The organism is Streptomyces sp. NPDC001606 (genome assembly GCF_053596835.1).
Genome location: NZ_JBSFHC010000023.1, coordinates 37,521 through 55,906 on the forward strand (window position 1 = coordinate 37,521; position 18,386 = coordinate 55,906).

The following is an 18,386-nucleotide window of genomic DNA, read 5'->3' on the forward strand; positions in this document are numbered from 1 at the left end:
CAGTTAGGCCCCTCAGTCCCATTCCAGGCCGCCGCGCCGCCATACGTACGCGTAGGCGACGAAGACGGTGAGCACGAAGAGCAGCATCTCCACGAGCCCGAAAATCCCCAGGGCGTCGAAGGTGACGGCCCAGGGGTAGAGGAAGACGATCTCGATGTCGAAGACGATGAAGAGCATCGCCGTCAGGTAGTACTTGATGGGGAAGCGCCCGCCGCCGGCCGGCGTGGGGGTCGGCTCGATACCGCACTCGTAGGCATCGAGCTTGGCGCGGTTGTACCGCTTCGGACCGATCAGCGTGGCCATGACCACGGAGAAGATCGCAAAGCCTGCCCCGAGGGCTCCCAGTACGAGGATGGGCGCATACGCGTTCACCGCTCCTCGCTCCTCTCAGTCGGCGCTGACTGCGGTTGCACTGGGCTCACTTCCGCCTCACCGGTCCCACAGGTCCCGCTCGTCCCGGGCCGAAGATCGAGAACATGTGAAGCAGGTCACAAGCCCAACTGCCTCGCATCTTATGCCCGCCGCTCTGTGATCTGCGACACGGGGTATTCCACAAGCTTTGTGATCTCTGCCACCTGACGAAGGATCATCAAGTCGGATGATGGGTGATCTTCATACTCGAAGCGTTCAGTTGATCACGAGAAGTGACATTTTCGCTTGTCGCCGCAGGCCGGAGGGTGTGCCTCAATATCAAGAAAGTTCGCCTGCATGCAAATTCGCGCTGGGCGATGGATCTTGATAGTGGACCCCGTTCACACATCAGTGGTAGGGCGGGGGCCGGATGTGGACGAGCGGTGAGTGCGTGCACGCGTTCACGAGCACCCGCGCGCGATGGACGCCCGGCTTCCGGTGACCGTTCCGTGACCTCCGCCACACCGATGAGAGGCGGCTGAGAACCGGGCTTGGCCATCGACCCCAACCAGTGGTAGGCGGGGGGCAATCCGGACGTAATGATCAAAGACCGTGATCAACGGCTTGATCATCGAGGTCCGCTATGTCCGTTACGGCGTCAATAAAGAGCGACACGCCCGGGATTCGGGGGCTCGGTTGAGTAACTGTGGCGCAGCACACGTTTCTTGAAGATATGAAGGAGCCCCTGGTACCGGTTGTTCCCATGTCCCACACCGCTCACATACGCAGCCACCGGAAGCCCCGCCGCAACGCGTCGACCCTCGCGATGCGGGCCGGAGTTGCCGGTGGCGTCCTCAGCACCCTGGCAGTCGCCGGGGCGTCCGGCTCGGCGAACGCGTCCGAGCCGGTGACGCAGACCCTTGAACTGCCCACCCTGACGGCCGATCTGGCCGCTCAGGCGGCCCAGTCCGCGGACGCCACCCAGCAGGCCGCCGCGAACTACCAGCTGGATGCCGAGCGGGACGCGGCTGCCGCAAAGGCCGCGAAGCAGGCCAACTCGGACCTCGCCGAGGCCAAGAAGAAGGCCGCTGCCAAGAAGAAGGCCGAGGAGGAGGCCCGTAAGGAGGCCGCCGCCCGCGCCACGCGCAGCACGCAGCGGACGACCCTCAACACCACGGCGGACTCCGGCTCCACCAGCACCACGACGACCACCACCAGCACCTCCACGGCCACCGGCTCGGCCGCGGCCGTCGTCAGCTTCGTGAAGGCGCAGCTGGGCAAGGCGTACGTCTCCGGCGCCACCGGCCCGTCCGCCTACGACTGCTCCGGCCTGGTGCAGACGGCCTTCAAGCAGGTCGGCATCAGCCTGCCGCGGGTCTCCCAGGACCAGTCGACCGCCGGCACCCAGGTCTCGCTGAGCAACCTCCAGCCGGGCGACATCCTGTACTGGGGCCCCGCGGGCAGCGCGTACCACGTGGCGGTGTACGTCGGCGACGGCATGTTCGTCGGCGCCCAGAACCCCTCCGACGGCGTCGTGGAGCACCCGCTGTCCTACGACCAGCCGACCGGCGCCGTGCGGGTGCTCTGAGCGCACCCCGCACCTCTCGCACAGCCCCTCGCACCCGTAGGGCCGCAGCCGCTCGTAGGCAGCGGCCCTACGCGCGCAGACCGGCGACACACGCCCTCCCCGCCTGCCATGCTCTGGCTGGGCCGCCGTCCGGCGGTCCGTCACGAGCGAAGGAGAGCGTGCGATGCCACGCGTGTTCGTACAGGGAAGCCCCGTCGGCTCCTACCCCCGCTACGCCCCCGAGGCCGGGCGCGGCGCGGTGCGCCGGATCACCGAGGTCGGCGAGGAGGTGCTGCACCGGCCGTGCCGGGACGTCACGGAGTTCGGGCCCGATCTCGCCGCCCTGATCGACGACATGTTCCGGACCATGTATGTCGCCGAAGGGGCGGGGCTCGCGGCGAACCAGGTCGGGGTCGATCTGCGGCTTTTCGTGTACGACTGCCCCGATGACGAGGGAGTCCGGCATGTCGGACACATCGTCAATCCGGTGCTGGAGACGCCCTTGAGCGGCCGGCGGCTGCTGGACGAGGGCGAGGGATGCCTGTCGGTGCCCGGTGCCGTGATGGACGTACCCCGGCCGGACCGGGCCGTCGTACGCGGGCAGGACAAGGACGGCAATCCGGTCGCCATCGAGGGAACGGGGTATTTCGCGCGCTGCCTCGCCCATGAGACCGACCACACCCAGGGGCATGTCTATCTGGACCGGCTCTCCCGGCGGGAGAAGAAGGACGCGCTTCGGCAGATGGCGGACCGGCGGGACGAGGTGTTCGCCCGCCGGGCCGCCAGGGCCGAGGAGCTGAGCCTGAGCAGCTGACTGTTCAGGCCTTCGGGGCCACCTTGCTCAGGCCGTTGATGATGCGGTCCATCGCGTCGCCGCCCGTGGGGTCGGTGAGGTTCGCCAGGAGCTTCAGCGTGAACTTCATCAGCAGCGGGTGGGTCAGGCCGCGCTGGGCGGCGATCTGCATGACCTTCGGGTTGCCGATGAGCTTCACGAAGGCGCGGCCGAGGGTGTAGTAGCCGCCGTAGGTGTCCTTGAGGACGCGCGGGTAGCGCTGGAGGGCGATCTCGCGCTGTGCGGGCGTGGCCCGCGCGTGGGCCTGGACGATGACGTCGGCGGCGATCTGGCCGGACTCCATGGCGTAGGCGATGCCCTCGCCGTTGAAGGGGTTCACCAGGCCGCCGGCGTCACCGACGAGCAGCAGCCCGCGCGTGTAGTGCGGCTGGCGGTTGAAGGCCATGGGCAGGGCCGCGCCGCGGATCGGGCCGGTCATGTTCTCCGGGGTGTAGCCCCAGTCCGCGGGCATGGAGGCGCACCAGGCCTTGAGGATCTCGCGCCAGTCCAGCTCCTTGAAGGAGGCGGAGGTGTTGAGCACCCCGAGCCCCACGTTGGAGGTGCCGTCGCCCATGCCGAAGATCCAGCCGTAGCCGGGCAGCAGCCGGTCCTCGGCGCCGCGGCGGTCCCACAGCTCCAGCCAGGACTCCAGGTAGTCGTCCTCGTGGCGGGGGCTCTCGAAGTACGTCCGCACGGCGACGCCCATCGGGCGGTCCTCGCGGCGGTGCAGCCCCATCGCCAGGGACAGCCGGGTGGAGTTGCCGTCGGCGGCGACCACGAGCGGCGCGCGGAAGGTGACCTCGCGCTTCTCCTCGCCGAGCTTGGCGGTGACGCCGGTGATGCGGCCGGTGCGGTCGTCGACGACGGGGCCGCTGACATTGCAGCGCTCGTACAGCCGCGCCCCCGCCTTCTGGGCGTTGCGGGCGAGCTGCTCGTCGAAGTCGTCACGCTTGCGGACCAGGCCGTAGTTGGGGAAGGAGGCGAGATCCGGCCAGTCCAGCTGGAGGCGGACGCCGCCGCCGATGATGCGCAGGCCCTTGTTGCGCAGCCAGCCGGCCTCCTCGGAGATGTCGATGCCCATGGCGACGAGCTGCTTGACCGCGCGCGGGGTGAGGCCGTCGCCGCACACCTTCTCGCGGGGGAACTCGGTCTTCTCCAGGAGCAGGACGTCGAGACCCGCCTTGGCGAGGTGGTAGGCGGTCGTGGAGCCGGCCGGCCCCGCGCCGACGACGATCACATCGGCGGTGTGCTCGGAGAGGGGCTCCTTCACGACGGTCACGGCGGGATCTCCCCAAGTTCGAAATCTGCGTGCCGACCGGCACTGGACATGGGCAGTCTATTCAGCAGAATTGATCACCCGGCTGAAGGGCTGCGTTGTGAACCGACCTCTCCCCGCGGTACGGCTGCGCGTTCCCACTCACGAGGACGCGGTCGCCTGGCACCGGGTCTTCGACGATCCCGAGGTCATGGAGTTCTACGGCGGCAGACCGGCGGCCCTGTCGGTCTACGAGGAACTCACCGCGCGCCAGCGGCGGCACGACGCCGAACTCGGCTTCTGCCTCTGGACGCTGCTGGACGAGGCGGGCGAGGTCATCGGGTTCACCGGCGCCCAGCCCTGGCGGCCGCGCTGGGGCCCGGTCGGCGAGATAGAGATCGGCTGGCGGCTCGGCCGGGCGCACTGGGGCAAGGGGTATGTCACCGCGGCCGCGCGCGAGACGCTGGAGCGGGTGCGGGCGGCCGGGGTGCCGGAGGTGGTGGCGCTGGTCCGGCCGGGCAACGAGCGGTCGATCGCGGTGGCCCGGCGGCTCGGCATGCGGCCGGCGGAGACCTATCCGCATCCGACCCTGGACGAGCAGACGCTCTGCTTCCGTCTCCCTCTGAAACCTGCTTCCGACTTCCCCCTCACGCACGCAGAGTAGCCGTCTGTCACGGACCGACACCGGCGCCTTCCAGCCGTGCCGCCCGGGAGTTACCCTTCCAGTACCGCTGGGGGTGACATCTGTGCCTATACCACCCAAAACACCCGAAGTACGTGTGCCACGGCTGGTCGGTCTGATGGCCGTGGACGCGCGAGAGACCGCCCGGACGCGGGGTCTCTTCCTCAACGCGCCGGACCGCCCGGACTTCCACCGCACCGTCGTCGACTACGTCGTACGCCAGTATCCGCAGCCCGGGGCCGAGGTGCCGCCGGACTCGATGGTGTACGTGTGGTTCGACTTCGGTGAGGGCGAGGGCGGCGGGGGCGTGCGCGAGCCACGCATCCCACAGCCGCCCACGGGCGGGCTCCAGCGCGAACTGGACGAGCCCGGAGACGCCTTCGAGGCGGTCAACCGGTAGTCGGCCGGCCGGCCATCGACCGGTCGTGCGACCGGTCAGTCGCCCTTGAAGCCGCGGTGCAGCGCGACCACGCCGCCGGTCAGATTGCGCCAGGCCACCTTGGACCAGCCCGCCTTGCGCAGCCGCTCGGCGAGGGCGGGCTGGTCGGGCCAGGCGCGGATGGACTCGGCGAGATAGACGTAGGCGTCCGGGTTGGAGGAGACCGCGCGCGCGACCGGCGGCAGCGCCCGCATCAGGTACTCGGTGTAGACGGTCCGGAAGGGCGCCCACGTCGGCTGCGAGAACTCGCAGATCACGACCCGGCCGCCGGGCCTGGTCACCCGGTACATCTCGCGCAGCGCCGCGTCGAAGTCCTGGACGTTGCGCAGCCCGAAGGAGATCGTCACCGCGTCGAAGGTGTCGTCCTTGAACGGCAGCCTGGTCGCGTCACCGGCCGTGAACGGCAGCCAGGTGTGCCTGCGCTTGCCGACCTGGAGCATGCCGATCGAGAAGTCGCAGGGGACGACGTACGCGCCGGTGCGGGCGAAGGGCAGCGAGGAGGTCGCGGTGCCCGCGGCGAGGTCGAGGATCTTCTGCGCGGGGCGGGCGTCGACCGCCTTCGCCACCTCCTTGCGCCAGCGCCGGTCCTGTCCCAGGGACAGCACGTCGTTGGTCAGGTCGTACCGGTCCGCCACGTTGTCGAACATCGAGGCGACTTCGTGCGGCTGCTTGTCCAGGGATGCGCGGGTCACCCGGCCATTGTTGCAGCCCGCCCGCCGGGAAGGAGCGGGGGCTTGGGGTGGTGTGTCCGGGCGCGCGCCGGCTCAGCGGCGGCGGAACAGCAGGCGGCCCGACAGCACGGTCGCCACACAGGTGGCGGCGCCCCGTGCGGGCAGTTCCGTCTCGTCGGGGACGTCGAAGACGGCGAAGCGGGCCGCCGAGCCGGGGCCGGGCGCCGGGGCGAACACCGCGGGCGCACCGGTGGCGAACGGGTCGAGGGACGGCGCACCGGGCGGGCGGGCGGCGCGGCCGGCCAGCACCAGTCCGGTGCGCCGTACGGCGTCCCGCACCGCGCGGTTGGTCAGCTCCGCGCAGGCCGCCGCGACCGTGCCGTGGGCCAGCATGCGCTGCGCCCCGCGCCGGGCACTGGCACCCCAGCGGGCGTCGTCGAGCGCGAGCGCGGCGAGGGCGGCGCCGGTCAGCGGCTCGGTGCCCAGCTCGTCGGCCTCCCGGGGGTCCGGGTGGTACGCCTGCTCCAGCAGTTCGGTGCCGTGCGTGTTGACGAGCCCGGGAGTGAGGATGCCGGGCCACTGGCGCACCCGCGCGCGGGGGTACGCCCCGGCCAGCTCCTCCAGGGTGCCGGCGGCCGCGATCAGCTCGCCCTCGACGGCGAGGGCCCGGCCCCTGGAGTCGGCGTGGATCGTCAGCACGGCGCGCTCAGCTGGACGTCAGCAGCTTCAGCTCGGGGTGGGCGGTGCCGCCCTCGATCGCCGTGGAGGAGATGTGCGAGACCACGCGGTCGTCGACGGGGTCGTTCGCCGGGTCGTCGTGCACGACCAGGTGCTCGTACGTCGTCGAGCGCTGCGCCGGGACGCGGCCCGCCTTGCGGATCAGGTCGATGATCTCCAGGCGGTTGGAGCGGTGCTTGGCGCCCGCCGAGGAGACGACGTTCTCCTCCAGCATGATCGAGCCGAGGTCGTCCGCGCCGTAGTGCAGCGACAGCTGGCCGACCTCCTTGCCCGTGGTGAGCCAGGAGCCCTGGATGTGCCGGACGTTGTCGAGGAAGAGGCGGGCGATCGCGATCATCCGCAGGTACTCGAAGAGGGTCGCCTGGGTGCGGCCCTTCAGATGGTTGTTCTCGGGCTGGTAGGTGTACGGGATGAAGGCCCGGAAGCCGCCCGTGCGGTCCTGGACGTCCCGGATCATGCGCAGGTGCTCGATGCGCTCGGCGTTGGTCTCGCCGGTGCCCATGAGCATCGTCGACGTCGACTCCACGCCCAGCCGGTGCGCGGTCTCCATGATCTCCAGCCAGCGCTCGCCGCTCTCCTTGAGGGGCGCGATCGCCTTGCGGGGGCGCTCGGGGAGCAGTTCCGCGCCGGCGCCCGCGAACGAGTCCAGGCCGGCCTCGTGGATCCGGGTGATGGCCTCCTCCACCGAGACGCCGCTGATCCGGGCCATGTGCTCGACCTCGGAGGCGCCCAGCGAGTGGATCACCAGCTGCGGGAAGGCCTCCTTGATGGCCTTGAAGTGCGACTCGTAGTACTCGACGCCGTAGTCCGGGTGGTGGCCGCCCTGGAACATGATCTGGGTGCCGCCCAGCTCGACGGTCTCCGCGCAGCGGCGCAGGATGTCGTCGAGGTCGCGGGTCCAGCCCTTGTCCTTGTCCTTCGGGGCCGCGTAGAAGGCACAGAACTTGCACGCCGTGACACACACGTTCGTGTAGTTGATGTTGCGCTCGATGATGTACGTCGCGATGTGCTCGGTACCCGCGTACATCCGGCGGCGTACGGCGTCGGCGGCGGCGCCCAGCGCGTGCAGGGGGGCGTCCCGGTAGAGGTCGAGGGCCTCTTCCGGGGTGATCCGCCCACCGGCGGCCGCACGGTCGAGGACAGACTGGAGGTCGGCCTTCTCGGTCACCAGGGCGTCCCTTTCGTCAAGGTTGGGAGACGGATGGGCGGACCGAACCAGCCTACGCCAGCGGTTTCGGCGGCCGGACGTCAGGCCGCGTACGCGCCGGCCAGCAGTCCGGCGAGCGCGCCGGCGAGCAGGAACGGCCCGAACGGGACGGCCGTCTTGCGGCCCGCGCGCCGGGCCAGGACCAGGACTCCGCCGTACAGCGCGCCGAGCAGGAACCCGGCGAAGGTGCCGAGCAGCACGGTGGGCCAGCCGTACCAGCCGAGTACGGCGCCCATCCCCACGGCCAGCTTCACATCGCCGAAGCCCATGCCGCTCGGGTTGAGGAGGTACAGCGCGTAGTAGCCGCCGCCCAGCGCGAGGGCGCCGTACAGCGCGGTGGTCCAGTGCCCGGCGTGCTCGGGCAGCAGGGCGGTGAGGCCCAGCAGGGCGAGGGCGGCGCCGGCCAGCGGCAGGGTGAGCGGGTCGGGCAGCCGCCGGACCCGGAAGTCCACGGCGGCCAGCAGCACGCCGACGGGCGCGAGCAGCAGCCAGACGGCCAGTTCGGGACGGGTGCCGGTGGCGGCGGCCAGCGCGGCGCAGACCAGGGCGGTGGCGGTGGCGAGAAGAGGGGCGGAGGGGAGACCGGTGCCGGCGCGGGCGCGGTGCGGGCAGCGCGGGCAGTGCGCCGGACCCAGCCAGCCGTGCAGCTCATGGCCGTCCGCGCACGCCTCGCGCCAGCCCTCGCCCTGCGGGACGGCAAACCGGTGCACGGCCCTGGGCAGCAGCGCGCCCGCCGCCGCGCCCCACAGTGCGGCCACGGCCCACAGCAACTCGTCACTCGTCACAGCCGCATCGATACCCCGACCGGGCACGCCGTATCGTTACGGCGCATGTGGTCAGGAGAGCAGCCTCCGGGCGGACAGCACCCCAACCCGTACCAGCAGCCCGGCTATCACCAGCCGAACCCCTATCAGAACCCCAGCCCGGGCCCGTATCAGACCCCGAGCCCGGACCCGGGCGGGAACAGGGGGCGGAACCGGACCCGGCTCATCGCAGGGATCGCCGCGGCGGCCGTCGTGGTGGCCGCGGGCGTCACCGGGTTCCTGATGCTCGGCGGCGCGAAGCACAAGGGTGCCGACCCGGGGCCGACCGGCCCGGCGTCGCCGTCGGCGAGTTCAGCCAATCCCCGGGCGTCCGACGCCCGGACGGCGACCGTCAAGGGCTGGAAGGTCGTGACGAACCCGGCCCAGGGGATCGCGTTCGACGTCCCGCCGCAATGGGAGCTGCTGTCCCGCAGTTGGGTCACGTACGTCTCCAAGAACGGGGATCCGGAGGACAAGCCGCTCATCGCGATACGCAATGTCGCGGCCCTGAAGCAGAAGTGGTGCTCCTCGGACGACGACGGGGACGGTACGGCGGAGAACACCCCGCTTGCCGAGGTGGGGAGCCGCGGCAACAACGGCTACCGCAGCACCCGGCAGATCGCCGGTTCCGACTCCGGGACCTGGGTGTACGGCGGCTACACCCAGCCGGACAGGAAGAAGGTGAAGCAGGGCCCCGTCGAGGAGTTCACCACGAACTCCGGTCTCACCGGCAGCCTGGGCACGGCCCGGTCCGTGGGGGTGCAGAAGTCGAAGAAGTGCACCACCGACGGCAAGGCGTGGGTCTTCGCCTTCAAGAACTCCGCCGGGGACCTGGTCTCGTGGTCGTTCTTCGGCGCCGCTAACGTGCCCGAGGAGGTGCCGGACGCGACGATCCGGAAGATCGTCGCGACCGTACGGCTCGCCAAGATCTCGGAGTCCGACTCCGACTCCTGACGCGGTGGCGGTGCGTCAGCCCACCTTCGACATCAGGGATTCGGGGTTGCCTTCGGCCGCACTGTCCGAGGTGTACTTCAGGCGGTCGCCGACCGGGGTCAGCTCGATCTGGTGCGGTGCCGGGTCGCAGCCCAGGTGGTTGCCCTCGGCGCCGGCCGAGGTGACGAGGAGCTGGGTCCTCGTCACCTTCTTCAGGGTGAGGATGTCGGTGCAGACCGCGCCGATCTGGTCGGTCTGCTTCAGCCGGCCCAGCTCCTGTCCCACGGCGGCCTGGTGGACGGTGACCCGGAAGGTGCCCATGGAGAGGGTGCTGCCGAGTGCGGTGCCGGTGGCCTGGCCCTCCCAGGTGCCGAGGTAACGGGCCGGGATGACACCGGGCCGTCCGCTGGGGGCGCCGCTGCTCGGTGCCGGGCTCTGGGCGGAGTTGCTGCCTCCGGCCGATTCGTCGCCGTCCGTGAACCAGGGGCGGAGCAGGGCGCCGAGGCCCAGGGTGGTGAGGGCCAGCGCGCCGGCGACGGCGAGGGCGAGGGTGCAGCTCAGTTTGCGGCCGTGGCCGGTCTCGGTGGGGGTGGTGGTCGCGGCGAGGCTGAGGGAGAGGCGGCCGGGGGTGGGGTGGGGGGTCTCGGGTGGGGGTGTGGTGTCCGGTGCGGGTGGCCCCGGTGGGGCGGATGCGCCGTCGGCGGCCGCGGGTGGGGCCGTGAGGGCGGCCGCGGAGACCGGAGCAGGGCCCGCAGGCGTACGCATCACGGGCGCGGGACCGAACTGGCCCTGCCCGCCCGCCGCCCCGGACCCCGTCGACCCCGTACCGAGGTGCAGCGCTCCCGAAGGGAAGGTCAGGGGGCCGGAGGGGTGGGTGTCGGATGTGTCCAGGTTGAGGAGGTGTACGGCGCTGCGGCTGACCTGTTCCACCAGGGGGCCCGGTAGCCAGCCGCCCGTGATCAGGCGGGCGGCGCCTTCGGGGGCGAGGCGGTTGCTCAGCTCGGCGGGGGTCGGCCGGGCCGTCGGGTCCTTGGCCAGGCAGGCCAGCGCGAGCTCCCGCAACGATCCGGTCAGCGAACCCAGTTCGGGCTCCTCGTGCACGACCTTGTAGAGCAGCGCGGCGGAGGAGTCGCCGGGAAAGGGCGACGCGCCGGTCGCCGCGTGGACGAGGACCGCGCCGAGGGAGAAGACGTCGGCCGCGCCCGTGACGGCCTTGCCGAGGATCTGCTCGGGCGCCATGTAGCCGGGCGAGCCCAGGGACACACCGGTGGAGGTCAGGGACGCCGTACCGTCCGTGGCGCGGGCGATGCCGAAGTCGATGAGGAGCGGGCCGTCCAGGGTCAGCAGCACGTTGGAGGGTTTGACGTCCCGGTGGACCAGGCCCAGGCCGTGGACCGCGCCCAGCGCCTCGGCGAGGCCCGCGCCCAGCCCCCGTACCGTGTGCTCGGGCAGCGGCCCGGTGGCGGCGACGGCCGCCGCGAGGGAGGGACCGGCGGCGTAGCCGGTGGCGACCCAGGGCACCGGGGCGTCCGGGTCCGCGTCCAGGACCGGTGCGGTCCAGGCGCCGCCGACCCGGCGGGCGGCCGCGACCTCGCGCCGGAACCGGGCGCGGAACTCCTCGTCGAGCGCGAAGTGCGGGTGCACGATCTTGACGGCGACCGTGCGGCCTCCCGCGCTGCGGCCCAGGTAGACGCGGCCCATGCCGCCGGAGCCGAGTCGGCCGAGCAGCCGGTAGGGGCCGATGCCGGTGGGTTCGTCGGCTTCCAGCGGCTGCACGGCGCCCCCCGTTTTTTGTCCCCGCACCCCAACGCCTCTGCCCGGGCGCCTGGTCGGGCGCCCGTGCCCACCGTAGTGACTACGGCTGAAGCAGGTCCACCCTGACATCGGCCGGGAAGCCCGTGGTCGGGCCGATCCGGCGGGCGAACTCGGCGACCGCCGACAGCTGCGGCGGGCCGAAGCTGAAGTCGAGGGTGGTGAAGTACTGCTCCAGGGTCGCCTCGTCGAAGGCCTCCCACTGGGCCGCCTGCTCGGCGACCTTGCCGACCTCCTCCAGGGAGAGGTTGCGGGAGGCGAGGAAGGCCTCGTGGACCTGGCGGGTGATGGCCGGCTCGCGCTCCAGGTAGTCCCGGCGGGCCGCCCACACGGCGAAGACGAACGGCAGGCCCGTCCACTCCTTCCAGAGCGCGCCGAGGTCGTGCACCTGGAGGCCGTAGCGGGGGGCGTCGAGGAGGTTGGCGCGCAGGGCCGCGTCGCCGATGAGGACCGCCGCCTCGGCCTCCCGCATCATCAGGCCGAGGTCGGGCGGGCAGGTGTAGTAGTCGGGCTTGACGCCGTAGCGGTCCGCGAGGAGCAGCTGGGCGAGGCGGACGGACGTGCGGGAGGTGGAGCCGAGGGCGACCCGGGCGCCGTCCAGCCGGTCGAGCGGGACCTGGGAGACGATCACGCAGGACATGACGGGGCCGTCGCAGCCCACGGCGATGTCCGGGAACGCGACCAGATCGTCGGCGTTGCGCAGGAACTCGACCAGGGTGATCGGGCCGATGTCGAGGTCGCCGCGCACCAGCTGTTCGCTGAGCTTCTCCGGCGTGTCCTTGGTCAGCTCGAAGTCGAGGAGCGTGCCGGTTCTCGCGAGCCCCCAGTAGAGGGGCAGGCAGTTCAGGAACTGGATGTGGCCGACACGGGGCCGCCGGGAGCGAGAATTGTCCACATCGCGAGACTAGACCCCGTGGAGTACGGTGCCCGTACCGACCCCACCGCCGAACGGGCTAACGGATGTTCAAACATCCGGGTGAAGTGATCTTGACCTCTATTGCATTCGGCTGCCCGCGTGCTAGGCTCGCCGCAAGTTGCAGTTTGGTTTCCCTTGCAGTACAGAGCCTGCGGAGCATGTGACCGCGGGCTCTCGTCGTTTTCAGACATATGCAGTTGTGCAGCACCGTTACACACTTGCAGGTTCTGGAGCAGGGCAAACCCTTTTGGGCCCAAGGAGGGCTTATGGCTACCGGAACCGTTAAGTGGTTCAACGCCGAAAAGGGCTTTGGCTTCATCGCCCAGGAGGGCGGCGGCCCCGACGTCTTCGTTCACTACTCCGCGATCAACGCCAACGGCTTCCGCTCCCTCGAGGAGAACCAGGCGGTGACCTTCGACGTCACCCAGGGCCCGAAGGGCCCGCAGGCGGAGAACGTCACCCCCGCCTGATCTCTCCCTGATCGCAGAACCTGAGAGCAGTACCCAAGGAGCCCCACGCCGTCCGGCGCAGGGGCTCCTGCCTTTTCCCGTTCGTTTTCCGTTCACCTGTGCTGCATGATCAGGACGAACTTCGTTCCCGCGGCGAGCGCCTCGTAGGAGTGCGCGAGATCCCCCCGGTACGACATGTAGTCCCCGGGGCCGAGTTCCACGGTCTCCCCGCGCGGGCCCGCCTTGACCCGGCCCTCGCTGACCACGATGTGCTCGGTGGTTCCTGGAATATGCGGCTCCGAATCCCGCACGGTCCCGGGTTCCAGCCATACGAAGTAAATGTCCCGGCGTACGCCGGGCGGGCTCGCGGACAGCAGTGAGGCCAGGTAGCTGGACTGGTCGGAGTGGACCGTCGGGCCCTCGCCGGCGCGAAGCACCTGGACGCTGGGCGCGGGCGACTCCACCAGGGTGCTGAAGGGCACGCCGAGCGCGACCGCGAGCGCCCAGATCGTCTCCATGCTCGGGTTGCCGCACGCCGCCTCCAGCTGGGACAGCGTGGACTTGGCGATGCCGGCGCGCTTGGCCAGCTCGGACAGGGACAGCCCGGTGCGGGCGCGCTCCCGCTTCAGGGACGCGGCGATCCACTCCATGGGAAGCCGGGAGGGCACCTCGGACATGTCGTTCGCTCCATCGGTACGTTCGTTCGCCTTGACGGACAGGCGGGTTGCTGTCCATCGTAGGAAACATGCGTTCGCCACAACGAACAACCACTCCGCCATCGCCGACCGCCCCCGACGACTCCTCCCTGGTGCGGGACAGCTCCCTCGTCTGGCTGGCCAGCGGCATCGTGGGCGTCTCCTTCGGCGCCGTCTCCGTCGCCGGGGGCCTGCCGGTGTGGGTGCCCGTGCTGATGTCGATCGTGGTGTACGCGGGGTCGGCCCAGTTCAGCGCGGTCGGGGTGCTGCTCGCCGGGGGCGGGCCGGTCGCCGCGGCGGCCACCGGGCTGCTGCTGAACACCCGCGTCGCCGCCTTCAGCCTGGCCGTCGCCGAGATCATCGGCACCGGCCGGCTGAGCCGTCTGCTCGGCGCCCACCTGGTCACCGACGAGACCGTGGCCTTCGCCCTCGCCCAGACCGATCCGGTACGGCGGCGGCGGGCGTTCTGGATCTCCGGGCTCGGCCTGTTCGCCGTGTGGAACATCGGCGTGCTGGCCGGCGCCCTGGCGGGCAAGGCCCTCGGTGACACCGCCCGCTACGGCCTGGACGCCGCCTTCCCGGCCGTCCTGGTCGCGCTGATCCTGCCCACCCTGCGCCAGGACGCGACGGTACGGCGGTGCGCGCTGCTCGGCGCCGCCCTGGCCCTCGCGGTCACGCCCGCCGTACCGGCCGGGGTGCCGGTGCTGCTCGCCCTCGCCGGACTGGTCCTGCACCGCCGGCCCGCCGGGCGGGAGGTCGCCGGATGAACGCCACGGTCGCCGTGATCCTGGCCCTCGCGGTCGGCACGTACGCCTTCCGGCTGGTCGGCCCGGTCCTGCACGGCCGGGTGACGGTCCCGCCCCGGGTGCAGCAGCTGGCCTCGGCGGGCGCGGTGGTCCTGCTCGCCGCCCTGCTGGCCACCGGCGCGCTCACCGAGTCCGGCGGCTTCGCCGGCTGGGCCCGCCCCACCGGCGTCCTGGTGGGCGCCCTCCTGGCCTGGCGCCGAGCCCCCTTCGCGGTGGTGGTGATCGGCGCGGCGGCGACAACAGCGCTGCTGCGGATGGCCGGGGTGGCCTAGGGCTTCCGCCAGACGGTCAGGTCTCCGGAGACGAAGCCGATCTCCGGCATCGCGGTCGACTTGGTCTGGATCACGAACAGCGCGATGTCACCGGAGGAGTGCTTGATGCAGATCTCGGTGCCGTTCGCCGCCGAGGCCAGCGGGAGCCGGTGCCTGTTGGCGCGGTGAAGCATGAGCCGGCAGTCGTCGTACGTGGTGCCCGGCTTGCCGAACATCTGGACGAACACGCTGGTGTCGCTCTCCAGCTCGCATCCGACCGTCTTGCAGTCGAAGCGGATGTCTCCCTTGCGGTTGTCCAGGTTGGCGTACGGGTCCGCCAGGCTCAGCGAGTTCTTCGTGTCCACCATCACCGGGGCGTAGGCCTGGGCCTGCGGCTGCCGCGGCGGGGCGGAGGGGTCCGCCGCAGAAGACCCCGCGGGGCCGGAGGAGGCCGAGGTCTCCGGGGTGGACTTTGGCGACGACGGCGACGACTGCGACGAGCGGGCGAGGGCGCCCGCGCCGGAGGTCGTGGAGCCGGCCGCGTCCCGGTGGCCGAGCCCGCCCCGCGCGTCCATGACCGCCCAGGCCAGCGCCGCCACCAGCAGCGCGCCCCCGGCGACCCCGGCGGCCGCGCGCAGCACGGTGCGGCGCCGACGGCCCTTCCCGTCCCCGGGCGAGGGCCGGGGCGCCGAGACCACCGGCACGGTGTAGGCGGGGGTCGGCTCGGGCACCGGAGCGGGCACCACCGCCGGGGGCCCGGCGAGGTCCCGCCACACGGCCGGTGCCCCGCCCGCGTCGGTCCCCTCCCCCAGCCGCGTCCGGCACCACTCCAGGACCTCCGCCACCGTGGCCCGCTCCGCCGGCTCGGCGGCCAGGCACCGCGCCAGCACCGGCCGCAGCGGCTCGGGCAGCACGGTCAGGTCGGGTTCGGAGTGCACGATCCGGTACAGCACGTTGAGGGCCGGGCCGTCCCCGTACAGCGGCCTGCCCAGCGCCGCGAAGGCCACGGTCTGGGCGAGCGCGAAGACATCGGTCGCCGTGCCGACCTCGGCGCCGGACGCCTGCTCGGGGGCCATGAACACCGGAGTGCCGACGGTGCCGCCCGTCGCCGTGTACGCGGTGCCGTCGGCGGCGAGCGCGATACCGAAGTCGATCACCCGGGGCCCGTCGGCGGCCAGCAGCACGTTCGACGGCTTCAGGTCCCGGTGCACGATCCCCGCCCCGTGGATCACCTGGAGCGCCTCGGCCACCCCCGCCATCAGCCACAGCACCGCCGGCACCGGCAGCGGGCCGCGCCGGGCGACGGCGTCCGCCAGCGAGGGACCGGGCACGTAGAGGGTGGCCAGCCAGGGCGGTGTGCCGTCCGCGTCCGCGTCGATCAGTTCGGCGGTGTACGCGCCCCGGACCCGCCGGGCCGCCGCTATCTCCCGCCGGAACCGCCGCCGGAAGTCCGGGTCGTCGGCCAGCTCCGGCCGTACGACCTTGAGCGCCACCGGGCGGCCGCCCCGGGTGTGCGAGAGGTAGACCCGGCCCATGCCGCCCGCGCCGAGCCGCGCGGCGAGCCGGTAACCGGCCACCGCCGGTGGATCGTCCGCCTGGAGTGGCTGGAAGACGTCTGTCGCGTGGTCCATCGGCCCACTTCCCCCGTTCTCTGAGCCGGCCAAACCACAGCAGCCTAGACGGGGGTGTCAGTGCCGCCCGGTACGGTCCCGGGCATGAGCGATGACGTGGACTTTCTCGCCGCCACCCGTACCTTCTACGACACCGTCGCCGAGGACTACGCCGGGCATTTTCCGGGGGTGACCGCCCGCACTCCGGTGGAGCGGGCGTTGATCGGTGCGTACGCCGAACTGGTCGGGGCCGGTGGGAAGGTCGCCGATCTCGGTTGCGGGCCGGGCCGCAACACCGCCTACCTCGCCTCGCTCGGCCTGGCCGCGTTCGGGCTCGACCTGTCCGGGGCCATGCTCGCCATCGCCCGCCGGGAGAACCCCGGACTCCGCTTCGAGCAGGGGTCCATGCTGGAGCTGCCGCTCGCCGACGGCACGCTGGACGGCGTCGTCTCCTGGTACTCCAGCATCCACACCCCCACGGCCGAACTGCCGCGGCTGTTCGCCGAGTTCCACCGGGTGCTGGCGCCCGGCGGCCATCTGCTGCTCGCCTTCCAGGTGGGCGAGGAGCCGCTGCGGCTGGCCCAGCCGTGGGGGCAGCCGGTGACCCTGGACTTCGAACGCCGCCGCCCGGAGCAGATGGCGGCGCTGCTGGCCGAGGCCGGGTTCGCGCTCGGCTCGCGTACCGTCCGCGAGCCGGACGAGGGCCTCGGCGAGTCCGTACCGCAGGCCTTCCTGCTGGCGCGCAAGCCGGTGCGCCCGGCCTGAGCGGCGCCGCTCAGCCCCACTGGGCCTCGGCGAGGGAGGTGACCGGCTGCGGCTTGCCGATCACGGCCAGGGCGACGAAGAAGTTGATCTGGCCGATCGCGATGGTGAGGGTGGCCAGCGCCTTCTGGTCGTAGTGCCGGGCCGCCTCGGCGTACAGCTCGTCGGTGACGCGCTCCCGGCCGGGCGGGGCGGGCTGGAGGGTGGCCTCCACCAGGGCCAGGGCGGCCCGCTCGGCGTCGGTGAAGCAGTGGGCGTCCTGCCACGAGGAGACGGCGGTGATGCGCTCCTCGGTCTCCCCGGCCTTGCGGAGGAAGCCGGTGTTCAGCACCGTCAGATAGGTGTTGCCGACGATCTGCCCGGCCCGCAGGTGGACGAGGCTGATCGTGGTGCGCGGCACCGAGCGGTTGCCGGTGGCCCGGAAGAGGGCCGCGCTGACGTCGGCCAGCTCGGGCACGAACTCGGTGGGGTCCGGCATCCGGGAGATCGGGGTGTGCGCCATGGCTGTGCTCCTTCGCATCGTCTGCTCGGCGTTCTCACCGCACTGACGGACGGGCGCGGGCAGATGTGACGGGGATGCCAGGGCGGTTTCCGCGACCGTGGCGGCCGGTCAGGACGCGGCGGCGGTCCTGCACTCCACGACCGTGTCCGCGAAGGCGCGGGACGGGGGGCTGAGGGCGTCCCAGCGGCGGACGGCCCAGCCGACGGGCAGGGGGCGCAGGCCCGCGAGGGGGACGAGGCGCAGCGGGCCGTCGCCGGGCGCCGGCAGCCCGGGTACGGCGGGGACCACGGCCCGCCCGACGCCCAGCTCGGCGAGGAGCAGGGCGGTGTCCCAGTCGGCGACGCTGGGTTCGTAGGCGAGGCGGACGCCCAGCTCGGCGCAGGCGGTGTCGAGGTGGACGGCGGAGGTGGAGTTCGGGGGCAGCCGGATGAGCCGTACGCCGGCCAGGTCGGCCGGGTCCAGGCGGTGCCGTCCGGCGAGGGGGTCGTCGGCGCGGACGGCGAGCAGCCAGGGGAGTTCGACGACCGTGCGCTGCTCGATGCCGCGGACCGGGGGGCCGACGGTGACCCAGGCCAGGTCGAGGGTGCCGTCGGCGAGGGCGTCGAAGCTGCTGCGGCCCGAACTGACCGTGCGGAACTCGAGGTTGACCCTGGGGTGGCGGCGGCGGAAGGTGACCACGGCGTCGGACATGAAGTGCCGGACGGTGGTGGCGCCGGTGGCGACGCGGACATAGCCGCTGTGGCCGTCGCGGAGGTCGCGCAGCTGCCGTACGGCGAGGTCGAGGCCGGAGATCCCCTCGGCCGCGGCGGCCTCCAGCATCCGCCCGGCCTGCGTCGGGACGACTCCGCGCGGCTGCCGCTCCAGCAGGGCGACGCCGGTCTCCTTCTCCAGCCGCTTGACGTGCTGGCTGACGGCCGACTGGGTGCAGCCGAGGTCCCGGGCGACGGAACTCAGGCTGCCGGCGCGGCACACGGCCACGAACACACGCAGGTCCTCCAGGGTCATGTCCCCAAGCTAACACTTGGAGTTGGGGAGAAAACCCAAGGATTGACTGGGCGTCAGGCCGGTACGAGGATCGTCTGCGGGCCGCGACCGACCCAGGCGG

General features: G+C 71.9%; 21 protein-coding genes. 9 read left to right on the forward strand and 12 right to left on the reverse strand.

What is annotated here, in order from left to right; all coding sequences use genetic code 11:
* Positions 1-12: 12 nt before the first annotated feature.
* Positions 13-372, reverse strand: coding sequence for an NADH-quinone oxidoreductase subunit A (locus ACWCV9_RS32085; protein ID WP_053654533.1), 360 nt, complete (start codon positions 370-372; stop codon positions 13-15).
* 742 nt (positions 373-1,114) lie between these two features.
* Between ACWCV9_RS32085 and ACWCV9_RS32090 the strand changes: the two genes are divergently transcribed.
* Both ACWCV9_RS32090 and def read left to right on the forward strand, forming a co-directional pair.
* Positions 1,115-1,939 carry a C40 family peptidase gene (locus tag ACWCV9_RS32090; protein WP_385841845.1) on the forward strand — a complete coding sequence of 275 codons (825 nt, stop codon included), beginning with the start codon at positions 1,115-1,117 and terminating at the stop codon, positions 1,937-1,939.
* Between the two features lie 163 nt (positions 1,940-2,102).
* Positions 2,103-2,732 (forward strand): peptide deformylase, encoded by a 630-nt coding sequence (gene def, locus ACWCV9_RS32095; protein WP_450791842.1) that lies wholly within the window; start codon positions 2,103-2,105, stop codon positions 2,730-2,732.
* Between the two features lie 4 nt (positions 2,733-2,736).
* On the opposite strand, the gene ACWCV9_RS32100 is transcribed toward def, so the two are convergent.
* Entirely contained in the window at positions 2,737-4,029 is a 1,293-nt protein-coding gene (locus ACWCV9_RS32100; protein ID WP_450791843.1) for a geranylgeranyl reductase family protein, read from the reverse strand.
* A 97-nt stretch (positions 4,030-4,126) separates the two neighbouring features.
* On the opposite strand from ACWCV9_RS32100, the gene ACWCV9_RS32105 reads away from it, so the two are divergent.
* Positions 4,127-4,669 carry a GNAT family N-acetyltransferase gene (locus tag ACWCV9_RS32105; protein WP_450791845.1) on the forward strand — a complete coding sequence of 181 codons (543 nt, stop codon included), beginning with the start codon at positions 4,127-4,129 and terminating at the stop codon, positions 4,667-4,669.
* 115 nt (positions 4,670-4,784) lie between these two features.
* A complete protein-coding gene (locus ACWCV9_RS32110; RefSeq protein ID WP_450791847.1) occupies positions 4,785-5,087 on the forward strand; it encodes a PASTA domain-containing protein in 303 nt (100 codons plus the stop codon).
* Between the two features lie 35 nt (positions 5,088-5,122).
* On the opposite strand, the gene ACWCV9_RS32115 is transcribed toward ACWCV9_RS32110, so the two are convergent.
* The 4 genes from ACWCV9_RS32115 to ACWCV9_RS32130 form a co-directional block, all read right to left on the reverse strand.
* On the reverse strand, positions 5,123-5,818 hold the full coding sequence (locus ACWCV9_RS32115; RefSeq protein WP_450791848.1) for a demethylmenaquinone methyltransferase: 696 nt from the start codon (positions 5,816-5,818) through the stop codon (positions 5,123-5,125).
* Between the two features lie 72 nt (positions 5,819-5,890).
* Complete coding sequence (locus tag ACWCV9_RS32120) at positions 5,891-6,496, reverse strand: hypothetical protein (RefSeq protein WP_450791850.1); 606 nt, start codon at positions 6,494-6,496, stop codon at positions 5,891-5,893.
* A 7-nt stretch (positions 6,497-6,503) separates the two neighbouring features.
* Complete coding sequence (gene mqnC / locus ACWCV9_RS32125; RefSeq protein WP_385841852.1) at positions 6,504-7,703, reverse strand: cyclic dehypoxanthinyl futalosine synthase; 1,200 nt, start codon at positions 7,701-7,703, stop codon at positions 6,504-6,506.
* 80 nt (positions 7,704-7,783) lie between these two features.
* The gene (locus ACWCV9_RS32130) at positions 7,784-8,527 is read right to left on the reverse strand and encodes a prepilin peptidase (protein ID WP_450791852.1); all 744 of its coding nucleotides are present in this window, start codon (positions 8,525-8,527) and stop codon (positions 7,784-7,786) included.
* Positions 8,528-8,572: 45 nt separating this feature from the next.
* Here ACWCV9_RS32130 and ACWCV9_RS32135 point away from each other — a divergent pair, with 45 nt between their 5' ends.
* Positions 8,573-9,499: a hypothetical protein gene (locus tag ACWCV9_RS32135; protein WP_450791853.1), complete on the forward strand. Its 927-nt coding sequence runs from the start codon at positions 8,573-8,575 to the stop codon at positions 9,497-9,499.
* A 15-nt stretch (positions 9,500-9,514) separates the two neighbouring features.
* On the opposite strand, the gene ACWCV9_RS32140 is transcribed toward ACWCV9_RS32135, so the two are convergent.
* Positions 9,515-11,254 (reverse strand): serine/threonine-protein kinase, encoded by a 1,740-nt coding sequence (locus ACWCV9_RS32140; RefSeq protein WP_450791855.1) that lies wholly within the window; start codon positions 11,252-11,254, stop codon positions 9,515-9,517.
* 79 nt (positions 11,255-11,333) lie between these two features.
* Positions 11,334-12,185, reverse strand: coding sequence for a menaquinone biosynthetic enzyme MqnA/MqnD family protein (locus ACWCV9_RS32145; protein ID WP_450791856.1), 852 nt, complete (start codon positions 12,183-12,185; stop codon positions 11,334-11,336).
* A gap of 287 nt (positions 12,186-12,472) precedes the next feature.
* Between ACWCV9_RS32145 and ACWCV9_RS32150 the strand changes: the two genes are divergently transcribed.
* On the forward strand, positions 12,473-12,676 hold the full coding sequence (locus tag ACWCV9_RS32150) for a cold-shock protein (RefSeq protein WP_003948780.1): 204 nt from the start codon (positions 12,473-12,475) through the stop codon (positions 12,674-12,676).
* Between the two features lie 92 nt (positions 12,677-12,768).
* On the opposite strand, the gene ACWCV9_RS32155 is transcribed toward ACWCV9_RS32150, so the two are convergent.
* Positions 12,769-13,332, reverse strand: a complete 564-nt coding sequence (locus tag ACWCV9_RS32155) for a helix-turn-helix domain-containing protein (protein WP_450791858.1) — start codon at positions 13,330-13,332, stop codon at positions 12,769-12,771.
* A 68-nt stretch (positions 13,333-13,400) separates the two neighbouring features.
* On the opposite strand from ACWCV9_RS32155, the gene ACWCV9_RS32160 reads away from it, so the two are divergent.
* Both ACWCV9_RS32160 and ACWCV9_RS32165 read left to right on the forward strand, forming a co-directional pair.
* Complete coding sequence (locus ACWCV9_RS32160; RefSeq protein ID WP_450791860.1) at positions 13,401-14,117, forward strand: AzlC family ABC transporter permease; 717 nt, start codon at positions 13,401-13,403, stop codon at positions 14,115-14,117.
* Entirely contained in the window at positions 14,114-14,428 is a 315-nt protein-coding gene (locus ACWCV9_RS32165) for an AzlD domain-containing protein (protein WP_385841861.1), read from the forward strand. Before ACWCV9_RS32160 ends, ACWCV9_RS32165 begins: the two co-directional genes overlap by 4 nt.
* Here the strand turns inward: ACWCV9_RS32165 and ACWCV9_RS32170 are convergent.
* Positions 14,425-16,038, reverse strand: a complete 1,614-nt coding sequence (locus ACWCV9_RS32170) for a serine/threonine-protein kinase (RefSeq protein WP_450791862.1) — start codon at positions 16,036-16,038, stop codon at positions 14,425-14,427. The two genes, ACWCV9_RS32165 and ACWCV9_RS32170, sit on opposite strands and share 4 nt — an antisense overlap.
* Before the next feature lie 84 nt (positions 16,039-16,122).
* Between ACWCV9_RS32170 and ACWCV9_RS32175 the strand changes: the two genes are divergently transcribed.
* Positions 16,123-16,782 carry a class I SAM-dependent methyltransferase gene (locus ACWCV9_RS32175; protein ID WP_450791864.1) on the forward strand — a complete coding sequence of 220 codons (660 nt, stop codon included), beginning with the start codon at positions 16,123-16,125 and terminating at the stop codon, positions 16,780-16,782.
* Positions 16,783-16,792: 10 nt separating this feature from the next.
* Here ACWCV9_RS32175 and ACWCV9_RS32180 read toward each other — a convergent pair whose 3' ends face one another.
* Together ACWCV9_RS32180 and ACWCV9_RS32185 are read right to left on the reverse strand one after the other, a co-directional pair.
* Positions 16,793-17,281 (reverse strand): carboxymuconolactone decarboxylase family protein, encoded by a 489-nt coding sequence (locus tag ACWCV9_RS32180; protein ID WP_450791866.1) that lies wholly within the window; start codon positions 17,279-17,281, stop codon positions 16,793-16,795.
* 108 nt (positions 17,282-17,389) lie between these two features.
* The gene (locus ACWCV9_RS32185; protein ID WP_450791868.1) at positions 17,390-18,286 is read right to left on the reverse strand and encodes a LysR family transcriptional regulator; all 897 of its coding nucleotides are present in this window, start codon (positions 18,284-18,286) and stop codon (positions 17,390-17,392) included.
* Positions 18,287-18,386: the final 100 nt, after the last annotated feature.

What these genes read in the sequence shown, in the direction of transcription:
- ACWCV9_RS32160 (WP_450791860.1), top strand. Translation starts at nt 13,401, where the DNA reads ATGCGTTCGCCACAACGAACAACCACTCCGCCATCGCCGACCGCCCCC.
- ACWCV9_RS32185 (WP_450791868.1), bottom strand. Translation starts at nt 18,286, where the DNA reads ATGACCCTGGAGGACCTGCGTGTGTTCGTGGCCGTGTGCCGCGCCGGC.
- def (WP_450791842.1), top strand. Translation starts at nt 2,103, where the DNA reads ATGCCACGCGTGTTCGTACAGGGAAGCCCCGTCGGCTCCTACCCCCGC.
- ACWCV9_RS32175 (WP_450791864.1), top strand. Translation starts at nt 16,123, where the DNA reads ATGAGCGATGACGTGGACTTTCTCGCCGCCACCCGTACCTTCTACGAC.
- ACWCV9_RS32155 (WP_450791858.1), bottom strand. Translation starts at nt 13,332, where the DNA reads ATGTCCGAGGTGCCCTCCCGGCTTCCCATGGAGTGGATCGCCGCGTCC.
- ACWCV9_RS32150 (WP_003948780.1), top strand. Translation starts at nt 12,473, where the DNA reads ATGGCTACCGGAACCGTTAAGTGGTTCAACGCCGAAAAGGGCTTTGGC.
- ACWCV9_RS32180 (WP_450791866.1), bottom strand. Translation starts at nt 17,281, where the DNA reads ATGGCGCACACCCCGATCTCCCGGATGCCGGACCCCACCGAGTTCGTG.
- ACWCV9_RS32170 (WP_450791862.1), bottom strand. Translation starts at nt 16,038, where the DNA reads ATGGACCACGCGACAGACGTCTTCCAGCCACTCCAGGCGGACGATCCA.
- ACWCV9_RS32090 (WP_385841845.1), top strand. Translation starts at nt 1,115, where the DNA reads ATGTCCCACACCGCTCACATACGCAGCCACCGGAAGCCCCGCCGCAAC.
- ACWCV9_RS32135 (WP_450791853.1), top strand. Translation starts at nt 8,573, where the DNA reads ATGTGGTCAGGAGAGCAGCCTCCGGGCGGACAGCACCCCAACCCGTAC.
- ACWCV9_RS32165 (WP_385841861.1), top strand. Translation starts at nt 14,114, where the DNA reads ATGAACGCCACGGTCGCCGTGATCCTGGCCCTCGCGGTCGGCACGTAC.